Origin of the sequence: Deinococcus aquiradiocola, from assembly GCF_014646915.1 — a bacterium.
GTDB classification, from domain to species: domain Bacteria; phylum Deinococcota; class Deinococci; order Deinococcales; family Deinococcaceae; genus Deinococcus; species Deinococcus aquiradiocola.
Map to the genome: position 1 here is coordinate 568,456 of NZ_BMOE01000001.1, position 14,852 is coordinate 583,307.

General features: G+C 69.4%; 15 protein-coding genes. 8 read left to right on the forward strand and 7 right to left on the reverse strand.

What is annotated here, in order from left to right; genetic code table 11:
* Positions 1 to 29 precede the first annotated feature (29 nt).
* Positions 30 to 3,260 carry an isoleucine--tRNA ligase gene (gene ileS / locus IEY33_RS02640; protein WP_188960644.1) on the forward strand — a complete coding sequence of 1,077 codons (3,231 nt, stop codon included), beginning with the start codon at positions 30 to 32 and terminating at the stop codon, positions 3,258 to 3,260.
* Positions 3,261 to 3,538: 278 nt separating this feature from the next.
* Here ileS and IEY33_RS02645 read toward each other — a convergent pair whose 3' ends face one another.
* From IEY33_RS02645 to IEY33_RS02660, 4 genes are all read right to left on the reverse strand, one after another.
* The gene (locus tag IEY33_RS02645) at positions 3,539 to 4,255 is read right to left on the reverse strand and encodes an anti-sigma factor (protein ID WP_188960645.1); all 717 of its coding nucleotides are present in this window, start codon (positions 4,253 to 4,255) and stop codon (positions 3,539 to 3,541) included.
* 2 nt (positions 4,256 to 4,257) lie between these two features.
* Complete coding sequence (locus tag IEY33_RS02650) at positions 4,258 to 4,773, reverse strand: sigma-70 family RNA polymerase sigma factor (RefSeq protein WP_229670698.1); 516 nt, start codon at positions 4,771 to 4,773, stop codon at positions 4,258 to 4,260.
* Between the two features lie 129 nt (positions 4,774 to 4,902).
* Positions 4,903 to 5,133 (reverse strand): Sec-independent protein translocase subunit TatA/TatB, encoded by a 231-nt coding sequence (locus tag IEY33_RS02655; RefSeq protein WP_188960646.1) that lies wholly within the window; start codon positions 5,131 to 5,133, stop codon positions 4,903 to 4,905.
* 207 nt (positions 5,134 to 5,340) lie between these two features.
* The gene (locus tag IEY33_RS02660; RefSeq protein WP_188960647.1) at positions 5,341 to 6,234 is read right to left on the reverse strand and encodes a ferritin-like domain-containing protein; all 894 of its coding nucleotides are present in this window, start codon (positions 6,232 to 6,234) and stop codon (positions 5,341 to 5,343) included.
* A gap of 328 nt (positions 6,235 to 6,562) precedes the next feature.
* On the opposite strand from IEY33_RS02660, the gene IEY33_RS02665 reads away from it, so the two are divergent.
* Both IEY33_RS02665 and IEY33_RS02670 read left to right on the forward strand, forming a co-directional pair.
* Positions 6,563 to 7,534 carry an RluA family pseudouridine synthase gene (locus IEY33_RS02665; RefSeq protein ID WP_188960648.1) on the forward strand — a complete coding sequence of 324 codons (972 nt, stop codon included), beginning with the start codon at positions 6,563 to 6,565 and terminating at the stop codon, positions 7,532 to 7,534.
* 115 nt (positions 7,535 to 7,649) lie between these two features.
* Entirely contained in the window at positions 7,650 to 8,276 is a 627-nt protein-coding gene (locus IEY33_RS02670) for a superoxide dismutase (RefSeq protein ID WP_188960649.1), read from the forward strand.
* Between the two features lie 242 nt (positions 8,277 to 8,518).
* On the opposite strand, the gene coaD is transcribed toward IEY33_RS02670, so the two are convergent.
* Positions 8,519 to 9,028: a pantetheine-phosphate adenylyltransferase gene (coaD, locus tag IEY33_RS02675; RefSeq protein ID WP_188960650.1), complete on the reverse strand. Its 510-nt coding sequence runs from the start codon at positions 9,026 to 9,028 to the stop codon at positions 8,519 to 8,521.
* A 29-nt stretch (positions 9,029 to 9,057) separates the two neighbouring features.
* The gene (locus IEY33_RS02680; protein WP_188960651.1) at positions 9,058 to 9,627 is read right to left on the reverse strand and encodes an RsmD family RNA methyltransferase; all 570 of its coding nucleotides are present in this window, start codon (positions 9,625 to 9,627) and stop codon (positions 9,058 to 9,060) included.
* A 119-nt stretch (positions 9,628 to 9,746) separates the two neighbouring features.
* Between IEY33_RS02680 and IEY33_RS02685 the strand changes: the two genes are divergently transcribed.
* Entirely contained in the window at positions 9,747 to 10,331 is a 585-nt protein-coding gene (locus IEY33_RS02685; RefSeq protein WP_229670699.1) for a hypothetical protein, read from the forward strand.
* Between the two features lie 156 nt (positions 10,332 to 10,487).
* Positions 10,488 to 12,068, forward strand: coding sequence for an L-glutamate gamma-semialdehyde dehydrogenase (locus IEY33_RS02690; RefSeq protein ID WP_188960652.1), 1,581 nt, complete (start codon positions 10,488 to 10,490; stop codon positions 12,066 to 12,068).
* Positions 12,069 to 12,073: 5 nt separating this feature from the next.
* Here IEY33_RS02690 and IEY33_RS02695 read toward each other — a convergent pair whose 3' ends face one another.
* Entirely contained in the window at positions 12,074 to 12,433 is a 360-nt protein-coding gene (locus IEY33_RS02695; protein WP_229670700.1) for a DUF4180 domain-containing protein, read from the reverse strand.
* A gap of 39 nt (positions 12,434 to 12,472) precedes the next feature.
* On the opposite strand from IEY33_RS02695, the gene IEY33_RS02700 reads away from it, so the two are divergent.
* The 3 genes from IEY33_RS02700 (at position 12,473) to IEY33_RS02710 (ending at position 14,835) form a co-directional block, all read left to right on the forward strand.
* Entirely contained in the window at positions 12,473 to 12,964 is a 492-nt protein-coding gene (locus tag IEY33_RS02700) for a DinB family protein (RefSeq protein WP_188960653.1), read from the forward strand.
* 10 nt (positions 12,965 to 12,974) lie between these two features.
* Positions 12,975 to 13,454, forward strand: coding sequence for a DinB family protein (locus IEY33_RS02705; protein ID WP_188960654.1), 480 nt, complete (start codon positions 12,975 to 12,977; stop codon positions 13,452 to 13,454).
* Positions 13,455 to 13,515: 61 nt separating this feature from the next.
* Positions 13,516 to 14,835, forward strand: coding sequence for an aminotransferase family protein (locus IEY33_RS02710; protein ID WP_188960655.1), 1,320 nt, complete (start codon positions 13,516 to 13,518; stop codon positions 14,833 to 14,835).
* Positions 14,836 to 14,852: the final 17 nt, after the last annotated feature.

A 14,852-nucleotide genomic window follows, 5' to 3' on the forward strand; every position in this document is an offset into this window, starting at 1 on the left:
GCCCCCTCCCCCACCTCACTGGAGTTCCGATGACCACCCACACCCCCTTCCGGCCCGTCCAGGGCAACCCGAACTTCCCTGCGCTGGAGCAGGACACCCTCGCGTGGTGGCAGGACCGCCGCATCTTCGAGCGCTCGCTGGAGCAGACGAGGGGCGGCCCCGTCTTCACCTTCTACGAGGGGCCGCCCACCGCGAACGGGCAGCCCGGCGTGCACCACGTGCAGGCCCGCAGCTTCAAGGACCTCTTTCCCCGCTTCCGGACCATGCAGGGCTTCCACGTGCCGCGCAAGGCCGGGTGGGACACGCACGGCCTGCCGGTCGAGCTGGGCGTCGAGAAGAAACTCGGCCTGAACAGCAAACGCGAGGTTGAAGCGTACGGCATCGATAAATTCAACGCCGAGTGCCGCGCCAGCGTGTTCGAGTACGAGGCCGAGTGGCGCAGGTTCACGGAACGCATGGGCTACTGGGTGGACCTGGACGACGCGTACATGACGCTGCACAGGGACTACATCGAGAGCATCTGGTGGAGCGTCAAGAACCTCGACGAGAAGGGCCTGCTGTACAAGGGCTTCCGCGTGGCGCCGTACTGCCCGAAGGACGGCACGACCCTGTCGAACGCCGAGGTCAGCGAGGGCTACAAGGACATCCAGGACCCGAGCGTGTACGTGCCGTTCGCCCTGACGGACCCCGGCGCGCTGGGCCTGCCGGACGGCGCGGCGTTCCTGGTGTGGACGACCACCCCGTGGACCCTGCCGTACAACGTGGGCGTCGCCATCCACCCGGACTTCGAGTACGTGGCCGCCCGCGACAAGGAAGGCCGGGTGCTGATCCTGGCCGCCAGCCTGAAGGACGAGGTGCTGGGCGAGGACGCCGAGGTCGTGAAGACCTTCAAGGGGAGTGAGCTGGAGCGCGTGGCGTACCAGCCCCTCTTCACCGAGGCGTACGAAGCCGAGGGCGAAGGCAAACCCGTGTGGATGGCGGGCCTGGACACCTACGTGTCCGACAGTGACGGGACCGGCATCGTGCACACGGCGCCCGCCTTCGGTGAGGACGACATGCGCCTCGCGCGGAACTACGGCTTCCCGGTGATCGTGGGCGTGGACGGCGAGGGCAAGCACCGTTTCGGGCCGTGGGCGGGCGTGTTCTTCCGCGACGCGAACACCGAGATCGTGCGCGACCTGCGCGCGCGCGGCCTGATGTGGCGCGAGAAGAACTTCCTGCACGCCTACCCGCACTGCTGGCGCTGCGGCACGCCCCTGATGTACTACGCGACCGAGAGCTGGTACCTGAACAACACCCGCCTGAAGGAGCGCCTGATCGAACTGAACGGGACGATCGACTGGCACCCCGCGCACATCCGCAACGGCCGCTACGGCGGGTGGCTGGAGAACCTGATCGACTGGAACCTGTCCCGCAACCGCTACTGGGGCACGCCGATGCCCGTGTGGGAAAGCGAGGACGGCGAGTACCGCGTGGTCGGCAGTTACGCCGAACTGGCCGAACTGAGCGGCCGTCCCGAACTGACGGGACCCGACTTCGACCCACACCGGCCCTTCGTGGACGACATCACCTTCGAGGACGGCGGCAAGACGTTCCGGCGCGTGCCGTACGTGATGGACGTCTGGTACGACAGCGGCAGCATGCCCTTCGCGCAGCACCACTACCCCTTCGAGAACAGGGAAAAATTCGAGCAGGGCGGCTTCCCTGCCGACTTCATCGCGGAGGCCATCGACCAGACGCGCGGGTGGTTCAACAGCCTGCACCAGATCGGCACGATGGTGTTCGACAGCGTGGCGTACAAGAGCGTCATCTGCTCCGGGCACATCCTCGACGAGAAGGGCGCGAAGATGAGCAAGAGCAAGGGGAACATCGTGAACCCCTGGGAGGTGTTCGAGCAGTTCGGCGCGGACGCCGCCCGCTGGTACATGTACGTCTCGGCGCCGCCCGAACTGAGCCGCCGCTTCGGCATGAACCTCGTGGGCGACGCGTTCCGCAGTCACTTCCTGACGCTGTGGAACACGTACTCGTTCTTCGTGCTGTACGCGAACCTCGACCGGCCCGACCTGAGCGCCGCGCCCGCCCCCGCGGACCGGCCCGAAGTGGACCGCTGGCTGCTGGCGAAGGTGCAGGCGCTGACCGGCACGGTCACGGCCGCGCTGGAGAACTACGACCCGACCGGCGCGAGCCGCGCCCTGCAGGACTTCGTGGTGGAGGACCTGAGCAACTGGTACGTGCGCCGCAACCGCAGGCGGTTCTGGTCTGCTCCGGGTGCCGGGGCCGCCCCCGACGCCCCGAGCGGAGCGAGCATGAGGGGCGGCGAGGTGGACACCGCCGCGTACGCCACGCTGCACCACGCGCTGAAGACCGTGACGCTCCTGACCGCGCCGTTCACGCCGTTCCTGGCGGAGACGCTGTACCAGAATCTCGTGCGGACCGTGGACGTCGGCGCGCCCGAGAGTGTGCACCTCGCCGCGTGGCCCGTGGTGGACGAGGCGCTGGCCGCGCCCGTGCTGGTGGGCGAGATGGACGCCGTGCTGCGCGTCGTGAGCCTGGGCCGCGCCGTGCGCGGACAGACCGGCATGCGCCAGCGTCAGCCGCTCCCGAAGGTCATGCTGCGCGCCCGCAGCGCCGAGCAGACGCAGGCCCTGGGGCGCTTCGCGGAGCAGATCAAGGAGGAACTGAACGTCAAGGAGGTCGAACTGATCGACCAGTTCACGGAACTCGTCAGTTACGTGCTGCGTCCGAACCTGCCGCTGCTCGGCAAGAAGTTCGGCAAGGCCGTCCCGCAGGTGCGTGCCGCGCTGCAGGCCGCCGACGCCAGCGAGATCGCCCGCTTCGTGCGCGACGGCAGGCAGTTCGAGGTGACCTCGCCCACCGGTGAGCGCTTCGAGCTGGGGCCGGACGAGGTGCTCGTGGACGCCAGATCACCTGAGGGCTTCGCGGCCATGGAGGAGGCCGGGTACCTCGTGGCGTTCGACACCACCCTGACGCGCGAACTGGAACTGGAGGGCCTGGCCCGCGACCTCGTGCGCGGCGTGCAGGACGCCCGCAAGAAGGCGGGCTTCGAGGTGCAGGACCGCATCAGCCTGCACCTGGACCTGCAGGGCGACGCGCGCGAGGCGGCCGAAGCGTGGCAGGAATACCTGATGAGCGAGACGCTCGCCGAGACGCTCGCGTTCGGCCCGGCCGCCGGGTTCGAGGCGGAACTGGAAGGCGGGAAAGCGTACCTGGAGCGCCTGGAAACCGTCAGCCACAACTGATCCGGGTTCGAGCTGAACTCCTGAAATTCAGCTGAGCGGAACGCGAAGCCGCCGCCCGGCCGCGAGCACCGACGAGTACGGTTTTGAGGAGATGAAAGGGACACCGGTGCTGTTCCCGGCATCCCTGGAACCGGATCAAAGCCGGATGACCCGGATGCCGTCCGGACCGTGAACAGGAGGGCCGCGCCATGCCGAGGCGCGGCCCTCCTGTCGTCCGGGTCCGGGTACATCAAGGGGCCGCCGATCGCGTGATCGGCGGCCCCTGTCGTGCCTTGCGGTCAGATGGCGTTGGCGAAGAGCGGTGTGGTGGTCGGCTGGTCGCTGCCGGTTTCGGGTTCGACGGTGACGGCGAAGACCGTTCCGGCGGGCAGGGCGGCCACGTAGTTCTGACCTTTGAACAGGCCGAGCGAGACGGGTTTGCCGTTCTCGATCTTCCACGCCTGGTACGCGCGGCCACTGGGGACGCTGGCCTGCATGCGGACGTAGGCGTGCCCGTCGGTGAGGCGGACGACCTGCGCGACGGTCTGTCCGGCAGGCGTACGGATAGGGGTGGTGACGGAACCCGGCTGGCGCTGGTAGTACGCGAGGTCGTGCGGGGTGCCGCGCAGGGTGGGGAGCAGGACGACGGCCAGGGCGGCTGCGGCGGCGACGGCGAGGACCGGGTACAGCCAGGGGCGGCGCGCGGGGACCTGCAGCGGCGTGGGGGCTGGCGCGGCCGCCTGGGGTGCGGGTGCGGCGGTCGCCCGGGTGTGGGTGGGCGCGGCGAGGTCGGCGTTCAGGCGGGCCATGAGGCGGTCTTCCGCGCCGTCCGGGACGGGGGACGGCCCGAGGTCCATGACGAGGTCCGTCAGGCCGTTCAGGTAGGCGTTGAGTTCCTCGCGCGCCTGAGGGTGAAGGTCGAGCGCTGCCTCGACCTCAGCGGCCTCCTCGGGGCTCAGGAAGCCCAGCGCGTAGTCCGCCAGCAGGTCGCTGGTGAGTTGGTGTCGGTCGAGCATTGCTATTCACCTCCCAGGTGGGTTTTCATGCGGGCCAGGGCGGCGCGCAGGCGGGTCTTGACGGTGCCGAGCGGGATGCCGGTCACCTCGGCGACCTCGGCATGGCTGTGCCCCTGGTAGTACGCGAGTTCCACGAGGCGGCGTTCGTCGGGCGTGAGGATGGACACGGCGCGTTCGGCCATGATCTTGTCGGTCTGGTCGGGGCTGCGGGTGGGTGAGTCCCAGTCCTCGATGGCGTAGCCGGTGTCGGGCCGGTCGCGCAGGGCCTGCAGGAAGCGGCGGTGCGCGATGGTCACGAGCCACGTCTTGGCGCTCGCGAGGTTCCGATCAAACCTCAGGGCGGCCTTCCAGGCGTTCAGGAAGGCGTCCTGCACGCAGTTTTCCGTCTCGGTCGGGTCCTGGAGCATCCGGCGACCCAGACTGAACAGGTAGGGGGCGTAGCGTTGATGCAGTTCGCGCAGGGCGTCTTGCTGTCCCTGGGCCATCTGAGCGATCAGGTCTTCGTCGGTTAGGGTCATGGGCAGGGGGGTGGTTCCGCTGTCAGCCTAGCACCCGTGGCGGGGGTGCTCCCGGGCGGGACGTCCCGACGTTTCCTGAGGGTTCAGTGGGCCAGCACCCGGTAAGGTGCAGAGCGGCCGGTGCGGCGTTCAGGCCTGCGCGTCGCGCACGGTCACGGTGACAGGCTCGACGGTGGGGGCGGGCACGTCACTGTCCTTGAGGCTGCCCTGCAGTTCGTCCTTGAGGCCCTGGGTGCCCTTGCGGAACTCGCGGATGCCGTTGCCGAGGCTGCGGCCCAGGTCCGGCAGTTTCTTCGGTCCGAAGACCAGCAGCGCCACCACCAGAATGATCATGATTTCGGGAAAGCCGAGGTTGGGCATGGTGTTTCCTCCTGAAAGGTCGGGGGTAAAGGGGCGGCCCGGTGCCGTGCCTCCCTCCCGCTTCTGAACTGTTATATGCACTCCGCGCGCGTTTGGATTGCCTGTGCAGGAGCGCGTCCCGGCCGCTGCGGGCAGCCGCTCCGGGCGACACAAGGGCGACGGGACGACCCCGTATGGAGTCGTCCCGCCGCCTGTGAGTGGGTGAGGTTACTTCAGCGCGCCGTTCAGGCCGTTGGGGAAGAAGCCGCCCTTGCCGGCGCCACCCAGGTAGACGATGGCGAGGACTTCGGCGGTGCTGCGGCTGTACGCGACGCTGTTCTCGTCCGCGACGACGATGTTCGCCTTGCCGCCGACGGTGAGGCCCTGGTCCTTGCCGCCGCCGACCTTGCCGCGCAGGTCGCTGATCTTCTGGATGAGCTGCTCGACCGTGACGCCGTAGGGCGTGACGACGTCCTTCTGGGCGTACAGGAGGGTGCGGATCTCACCGGCGTGGTACGCCTCGACCGCGAGGATCCCGGCGGCCGACTCGAGGATGCCGTTCGCGCTGTCGTCGGTGACGAGGCGGGCGGCGCCCTTGTAGGCGGTGACGCCCACGTCCTCGAAGATGAACGCGCCGTGCAGGAAGAACAGGTCGTTCAGGTAGGGGTTGAAGGCGGGGGTCAGGGTGGCGCCCGCGGCGGCGTTGGCGGCGGCAGCGAAGGCCGGGCCGATGTCGAGGACGGGGCGGTCAACGGCGGCCGTGCCGAGGACCTTGCGCAGGAAGAGGACGTGGTTCAGCTCGTCCTGAGCGATCTCCTGGGCGTAGGCGGCGACGGCGGCGTCCTTGAAGGGCACGGCGGTCTTGCCGTCGAAGCCGTCGGGCAGGATGACCTGAGCGCTGCCGCCGGGCAGTTCGGCGATGCGGCCCACGGCGGCCAGGTAGAACGCGGCCTCCAGGTACTCGAGGTTCAGCGCGAAGTTCGCGATGGCGACGTCGAGGTTGGCCTTGGCGGGCGTGGCGGCGGTGGCAGGGGCGCAGGAGGCGAGGACGGCGCCCGCTCCGATCAGACCAGCGGTTCCGAGAAACTGACGACGGCTCGGTTTGGTGTTGTTGGCGCTCATGTGATCCTCCGAAGAATTGACCCTGGGGTTCAGGGACGAAGAGAGCTGTACGGCTGCCGCTCGGCGCCGCGTTCCTGTGGCTTACACCCTGCTATATCCGGCTCGCTCCGACCTGGATTGTTCACCTGAACTTCATGAAGTGCAGCTCAAGGTCGGAAGCTGCGCGACTGACAACGGCACTGGATCTCGTTTCACGTTTAGCGGCTGTCCAGGGAATGTTATCCCGCCTGTCGCCGCGCTCATGAGCCCAGGGTTCAGGTGAGGGTCATGTGCTGCCCATCAAACCTGAAGGGACGCGCGAACTGCACCCTGCCGTACACTGGGCCGCATGAATGCCCCCACCTCCCTGCACCTGCAGGCCACACCCGGACGCCTGGACAGCGTGCTCAGCGAACTGTCCGGCGTCAGCCGCTCGCAGATCGGCGGCTGGATCGGCCAGGGCCGCGTCCGGGTCGACGGGACGCCCGTCACGCGCGCCAGCCACAAGCTCCGGGGCGGCGAGACCATCGAAGCGGACGTCCCGGAACCGCCGCCCTCTCACGTGGAGCCGGAAGACGTGCCACTCGACATCCTTTTCGAAGACGACGCGCTCGTCGCCGTGAACAAACCGCCCGGCATGACGACGCACCCCGCGCCGGGCGTGATCAGCGGCACGCTCGTGAACGCCCTGCTGGGCCGCATGACGCTGCCCGCGCAGGAGGGCCACAACGAGGACGGCAGCTTCCGGCCCGGCATCGTGCACCGCCTCGACAAGGACACGAGCGGCGTGATCGTGGTCGCCAAGACCACCCCCGACCACGCGCGGCTCAGCGAGGCCTTCCGGGACCGCGCGACCCGCAAGACGTATCTCGCCATCGCCATCGGGCACTGGAAGGCGGACCGGCCCATCGACGTGGACGCACCCATCGGTCGGCACCCGGTCGCGCGGCAGCGCATGGCGGTCGGCGGGACGAGCTTCAAGGAGGCGCAGACGCGGTTCACGCCACTCGCGCGACTCACGAACCCGCACGGTCAGGTGCTGACGCTGGTGCAGGCCGAGCCGCGCACCGGCCGCACGCACCAGATCCGCGTGCACCTCGCGCACCTGGGCAGCCCCATCCTGGGCGACACCGTGTACGGCCGCGCCAGCGAAGCCATGCCGCGCCACGCGCTGCACGCCTGGAAGCTGGAGGTACCGCACCCCCGGACGGGCGAACCGCTGCAGCTGGAGGCCGCGCCGCCCGACGACCTGCTCAGCGCGTGGCTGGCGCTCGGCGGGGAACTCCCGCCCGTCCTGACGGGAGGCGCGGCGCAAACCTGAACGATTTCTTCAGACCGTCACCCGCCGCGTTCTCATGTTCCTGACGCTCCGGGGGTAGGATACAGGGGCTGACAGGCCAGTTGTTTCATTCCAGAGCCTGCCCACAAGGAGCATCATGACCAAGCTCGAACTTCCCGCACTCCCCTACGCCTACGACGCGCTGGAACCCCACATCGACGCGCAGACCATGACCATCCACCACACCAAGCACCACCAAGCGTACATCGACAACGCCAACAAGGCGCTCGAAGGCACCGAGATGGAACACATGAGCGCCGACGAGATCGTCAAGAACCTCGCCAGCGCCCCCGCCGACAAGAAAGGCGCGCTGCGCAACAACGTCGGCGGCCACGTCAACCACAGCATGTTCTGGCAGGTCATGGGACCGGACGGCACCGGCAAGCCCAGCGGTGAGCTCGCCAGCGCCATCGACGAGACCTTCGGGTCCTTCGAGGCCTTCAAGGAGAAGCTCGAAGACGCCGGCAAGACCCGCTTCGGGTCCGGCTGGGCGTGGCTCGTGGTGCAGGACGGCAAGCTGGCCGTGGTCAGCACCGCCAACCAGGACAGCCCCCTGATGGGCGCCGAGATCGCGGGCGTGAGCGGCACCCCGATCCTCGGTGTGGACGTGTGGGAGCACGCGTACTACCTGAACTACCAGAACCGTCGCCCCGATTACCTCAAGGCGTTCTGGAACGTCGTGAACTGGGACGAGGTCGCCCGGCGCTACGCCGCCGCGAAGTAATACGGTTTTGAGCTGAACTCTTTCAGTTCAGCCGAGCGAAGCGAGCACCAACACGTACGGTTGGGAGGAGATGGAAGCGGGCAGGCGTCCTGTAGGGCGTCCGTTCTGCCCAAGAAGGAATGCCGGTGCTGTTTCCGGCATTCCTGGAATCGGATCAAAACCGTATGACCTCGGGCACAGCAGGCCGGGCCGGGAATCGATTCCCGGCCCGGCCTGCTTTCGTCCTGCCGTGGCGCTTCGCTTCAGCCGCCGCGTTCGATCTGGCCCTGCTGTCCGTCCGCGAACTTGAGGCGCAGGGCGGCCGCGCTGGCGGGCGGGACCATGCTGCCGATGTCGCCCTGGTAACTGGCGATCTCGCGCGCCATGCTGCTCGACACGTAGCTCCAGCGGGTGGCGGCCATGATGAACACCGTCTCCACCTCGCCCAGCTGGCGGTTGAGGTGCGCGATCTGCAGTTCGTACTCGTAGTCGCTCACGGCGCGCAGGCCGCGCACGATGATGCCCTTGCCCTGCTGCTGCATGTAGTTGACGAGCAGGCCGCCGAAGCTGTCCACGCTGACGTTCGGGAGGTGGGCGGTGTCGGCGCGCAGGATCGCGAGACGTTCCTCCAGGGTGAACAGGTGCTTTCCCTGCTTGCGGGCGTTGTGCATCACGGTGACGGTCACGTGGTCGAAGATCTTGGCGGCGCGCGTCAGCACGTCCATGTGACCGTTGGTGATGGGGTCGAAGCTTCCAGGGAACACGGCGTTCATGTGGCCTGAGTGTAGCGGCTCCGGGCGGGTCAGGCGGGGGGCGGGGTGTCCTCCTCCGGGTTCTGGGGGTCGGGCGCGTCGTGGCGGGTGTAGAGGCTGAGGGCGTTGCTGCCGTACACCTTGCGTTCCAGGTCGTAGCCGTCCGTTTCGGGCAGGTGCGTCTGGATGGGGTGCTGCGCCATGAGCAGGCCGCCGGGCGCGACGATGCCGGACGCGAGGACGCGCGCCGTGAAGGCCGGGATGTCCTGCGTGTAGGGCGGGTCGCTGAACACGAGGTCGTGCTGGCCGAGCCGCGTGAGGAGCGCGCCGGAGTCGCCCTGCACGATGTTGGCGCGCAGGGCGAGGGCCTTCGCGTTCGCGGTGAGGGTGCGGGCGGCGGCCGGGTCGCGTTCGACGACCGTGACGGTGTACCCGCGGCTGGCCGCTTCGAGCGCGATGGCGCCGCTGCCGCCGTGCAGGTCCACGAAGCGGCCGTCCGGGTGGCGCACGGCGAGCAGGTCGAAGAGGCTCTTGCGGAGGCGGACGCCGCTGGGGCGGGCGCTGTCCGGCACGCTGAACGCGCGGCCCCTGGCGGTGCCGCCCAGGATGCGGAGGCTCACGGGACGCGTCCGGCGGGGACGGGGGTGGGTGTGGCAGAGAAGCGCGGCGTCATGCGGTCAGCCTAGAGTATCCGGGTGGGGGGTGCGGCGGGGTGTGGGCGGCGCTCTATACTCCGCTGGTGCGCCGCCCTCCCCTGCCCCGCCTGGTCCTTCCCGCCCTGCTGACTCCCGCGCTGCTGGCGTCGTGCGCGGCGCGGTCCGATGCGTTCAAGCCGCGCATCGTGGTGACGTCGCCGGACGGGGGCGCGGCCAGCAACACGGGGAGTTTCGTGGTGTCGGGGTACGTGCTGGACGATCAGGGCGTGCGTTCCCTGAAGGTGCAGGGCGTGAACGTGCCGCTGGAGGCGGCGGGCGAGAAGATCCAGCCGTTCAGTTTCCGGACGCTCATCCGGGGCGCGAACGCGACGTACACCATCGAGGCGACGGACGTGTCGGGGAACACGTCGACGCTGCCGTTCCAGGTGCGGGTGGATACCGTGAAGCCGGGCGTGAAGGTGACGCGCCTGGAGCGTTCCGGGCAGACGATCCGTCTGAGCGGCGTGGCGACGGACGATCAGAAGGTGGTGGAGGTGATGGTGGACGGCACGCGCCTGAACATCACGCCGGGCGCGCGGGTGGAGTTCTACGCGGAGACGAACGGGGTGTACGCGGACGTGTCGGTGCGGGACGCGGCGGGCAACGTGGTCAAGCTCCGAGCAAGGTGAAGCGCCCGCAGATGACTTTACGGATGACAGGTTCGCGGGTGGCTTCCGGGGCGGAACGCTGGCCGGACACGGCAGAAATTTACGCCTGAGAACGCACTTTACGCCCCCACAGCACCCATGTTAAGGTCAGCCTCACTGCACACCAGGAGGTTCATCATGGCTTCAGACACCAGCACGCTCCTCGGCGGGCTCCTGCCCTTCGAGCACGCCCCGTACTTCGACTTCAGCCGCCCCGACACCGCCCAGGCCCAGCGGGACGCGTTCCGGCAGGTGCGCGAACGCCACGTGGGACGCACCTTTCCGCTCCTGATCGGCGGGCAGCACGAGGACGGCAGCGGCACCTTCGGCGTCACGAACCCCGGCGATACGCGCGAGACCGTCTGGCACTTCCAGAACGCCACGCCGGACCAGCTGGACCGGGCCGTGACGGCCGCCGCCGACACGTTCCGCACGTGGCGGCACAGCGATCCCCTGCAGCGCGTGAGCATCTTCAAGCGCGCGGCAGACCTGCTGCGCTCTCGCCGCATGGAGTTCAACGCCGTCATGACGCTGGAGAACGGCAAGAACTGGAGCGAGGCGGACGGCGAGATCGCCGAATGCGTCGACCACTTCGAGGTGTTCGCCCGCGAGACCCTCCGGTGGGCGCAGGGCAAACCCGTGTACCCCATGCCGGACGAGCACGTCACCACGCAGTACGAGGCGCTCGGCGTGGTGGCCGTCATCAGCCCCTGGAACTTCCCGGCCGCCATTCCTCTCGGCATGAGCCTGGGCGCCATCGCCGCCGGGAACACCGTGATCTGGAAGCCCGCCAGCGAAACGCCGCTCTCCAGCCTGCTGATGATCGAACTGCTGCACGAGGCGGGCCTCCCGGCGGGCGTCATCCAGTTCCTGACGGGCAGCGACGACGTGCTGGGCGACCCGCTCGTGGATCACCCGCAGGTCCGCATGATCGCCTTCACGGGGAGCCGCGAGATTGGGTGCCGCATCTACGAGCGTGCCGCGAAGGTCCAGCCGGGCCAGAGATGGCTGAAACGCGTCATGGCCGAGATGGGCGGCAAGGACGCCACCGTCGTGTGCGCCGACGCGGACCTCGACGCGGCCGCGCTCGGCATCGCGCAGGCCGCCTTCGGGTACGCGGGCCAGAAGTGCAGCGCGTGCAGCCGCGCGATCGTGGAGGACAGCGTGTACGACGAGGTGCTCGCCAGGGTGGTCGCGCACGCCGAAGCGGTTCGTGCGGGCCTCCCCGAGGAGAACGGCGCAATCGGCCCCGTCATCCACGAGGGCAGCCTGAAACGCATTCAGGGGTACGTGGATGCGGGCCGCCGCACGGCGCGCCTCGTGACGGGCGGTGACCGCGTGGACGGCCTGCACGGCGCGTACCTGCAGCCCACCATCCTCGCGGACGTGGACCCGAAAGACCCGCTGTTCCAGGAGGAGATCTTCGGGCCGGTCCTGACGTTCACGCGCGCCCGCGACTGGCAGCACGCGCTGGACCTCGCCAACGACAGCGAGTACGGCCTGACCGGCAGCTTCTACAGCCGCGACCCGCACAAGATCACCGCCGCGCGCCGCGACTTCCACGTCGGGAACCTGTACGTGAACCGCAAGTGCACCGGCGCGCTCAGCGGCACGCACGCCTTCGGCGGGTACGGCATGAGCGGCACGAACGCCAAGGTGGGCGGCCCCGACTACCTGTTCTGGTTCCTGCAGACCAAGACGACCGCCCAGCGGTACTGAACGGTCTAACTGTCCGGCCCGAGTTGCCCGGCCAGCCAGAGCAGCGCGTCCTCGTCCGTATGCACGAAACGCACCTGTGGATGCCGGGCATGCTCCGACGCGAGCTGCGCGAAGCGCTCCCCGTGGGCGTTCCAGTCCGGCAGCACGCAGGCGGTCGGCAGGCGGAGGTGCACGAGACGCTGGAACAGTTCTCCGGCGAGGCCACTCTCCAGCCGGTAGAAGTCCGGTCCGACGTCCGTAGCGTGCACGATCAGGCCGTCCAGTCCGTACACGGCGCCAATCAGGCCGGGCAGGTCCAGCACCGACTCGGCCCGCACCCCGAGGAAGCCGAGCGTGTTTATCGTGAAGGTCTCCGGATGGGCCACAGCGTTTCACCTCCCGGGTCATTCTGCGACACTGAATCCATGACGACTTCCAACTCCTCTCAACTCGCGTTCGCCCGTCTCCTGCCCCGCCTGTACCGTGGGGGTCAGGCGTTCGTGGGCGTCGAGGCGAGCCTGTCGGACCTCACGCCGGACCAGGCGGCACGGCGGCCGGACGGTCTGCCTCACTCGGTGGCGGACCTGCTCGCGCACGTCAACTGGTGGCTCGGCTGGATGCTGGAGGTGATCGAGGCGGGCGAGGCCGCCCCGTACCCGGCGCACGCCAGCATCACGTGGCCCGAAACGACTGCCGCCGACTGGGAGCGCCTGAAGGGCGACTTCTACATGCTGCTCGGGCGGGTGGATACGCACACGTCACGGCCCGACCTGCAGAATCCCGTCAATCACGACGAGACGCTCGGTGAACTGCTCGCGGATTTCGCGCTGCACACCGCGCATCACTTCGGGCAGATCATCACGGTCCGGCAGCTGATCGGGGCGTGGCCGCCCGCGAGTGGCGGGGACACGTGGTGAGGCGCGCGGCGTGAACTTCACGGTCAGCGTGCAGGACGCACTCTCGAACCTGTTCTACGGCGGGTCGGCGAACGTGCCGTGGGAGCAGGCGCTGGACGGCCTGACGGCCGAGCAGGCGCACGTTCGGCCTCCAGGCCTCCCGCACTCGGTGGCGGACCTCGTGGCGCACGTGGCGTTCTGGCAGGCGTACCTGCTGGGCGTGTTCCGCGGCGAGGAGCCGCAGTGGGTGGAGCGTGCCGCGGAGGGCTGGCCCGACGCTGCGCCGGAGGGGTGGGACGCGCTGCGCGAGCGGTTCTTCGCGGACATGGACGCCCTGTCGCGGTACGCGCAGGACGAGGCGTTCATGGCGATGCACGACCCGCAGGGCCGCTTCCGGATCGTGCCGCTCACGAGTTTCGCCGGGCACGGCCTGTACCACCTGGGTCAGGTGGTGACGGTCCGGCAGCTGATCGGTGCGTGGCCCCCGCCGGGCGGCGGCGACACCTGGTAGTCCTTCCTCTTTCCTTCTTCCGGACGCGTGTGTCGTCCGTGCCGCCCTTCAGGAGTTCCGCATGAGTCAGTCCACGTCCAGCGTCTTCTACCGTTCCAGCGTTCCCGTGCCTCTTGCCGTGCGGGCGGACGGGCCGTACCTGTGGGACGCGGGCGGGCGGCGGTACCTGGACGGGAGTTCCGGGGCGCTCGTCGCGAACGTCGGGCAGGGCCGGGAGGACGTCGCGGAGGCGATGGCGGCGGCGGCGCGCACGCTGGCGTTCGTGCACGGGTCGCAGTTCACCAGTCCGGCGCTGGAGGGGTACGCGGCGCGGCTGATGGCGTTCCTGGACCTGCCGGGCTACCGGTTCTGGGCGGTGTCGGGCGGGTCGGAGGCGACGGAGAGCGCCATCAAGCTCGCGCGGCAGTACCACGCGGAGCGCGGCGAGAGGGGCCGGTACCGCGTCGTCACGCGCCGCCCCAGTTATCACGGGGCGAGCCTGGGGAGCCTCGCGGCGTCCGGGATGGGCGCGCGGCGTGAACTGTACACCCCGCTGATGAACGAGGACGCGTGGCCGAAACTGCCGAAACCGGACCCGGCCGTGGACGGCGCGCAGGACGCCGAGGCGCTGCGTGCACTGATCGCGCGGCTGGGGGCGGGCAGCGTCGCGGCGTTCATGGCGGAGCCGGTGGTGGGCGCGTCCGACGCGGCGCTCGCCCCGGCCGCCGGGTACTACGAGCGCGTGCGGGAGATCTGCCGTGAGGCGGGCGTGCTGTTCATCGCGGACGAGGTGATGTCCGGCATGGGGCGCTGCGGCACGCCGCTCGCCGTGCGGCAGTGGGGGGGCGTCACGCCGGACATCGTGGTGCTCGGCAAGGGCCTCGCCGCCGGGTACGCGCCGCTCGCGGGCATCGCGGCGTCCGCGGAGGTGTACGGCACGGTGATGCGCGGCAGCGGGGCCTTCAAGCACGGCTTCACGTACGCCGGGCACCCGGTGAGTGTCGCGGCGGGCGCGGCGGTGCTGGACGTGCTGGAACGTGAGGCGCTGCTGGACCGCAGCCGGACGTTGGGTGCTCGCCTGCTGGACGGCCTGCGCGACCTGCAGGCGCGGCACCCGGCGGTGCTGGAGGTGCGGGGGCGCGGCCTGATGCTGGGCGTGGTGCTGGGCGATCCCGACACGGGCCGCAGTTATGCCGTGCCGGGACTGGCGGCCCGGGTGGGCCGCGCCGCGCTGGAGCGGGGCCTGATCACGTACCCCGGCAGTGGCGCGGTGGACGGCGTGCGCGGCGATCACCTGCTGCTCGGCCCGCCGCTCAGCCTGACGGACGCGCAGGCAGCCGATCTGCTCGGCATGCTGGACGACGCCCTGGCCGCCACGGCCCTGCCTGCCGGAAAGGGCTGAAGCTGGCAGTGGGATCA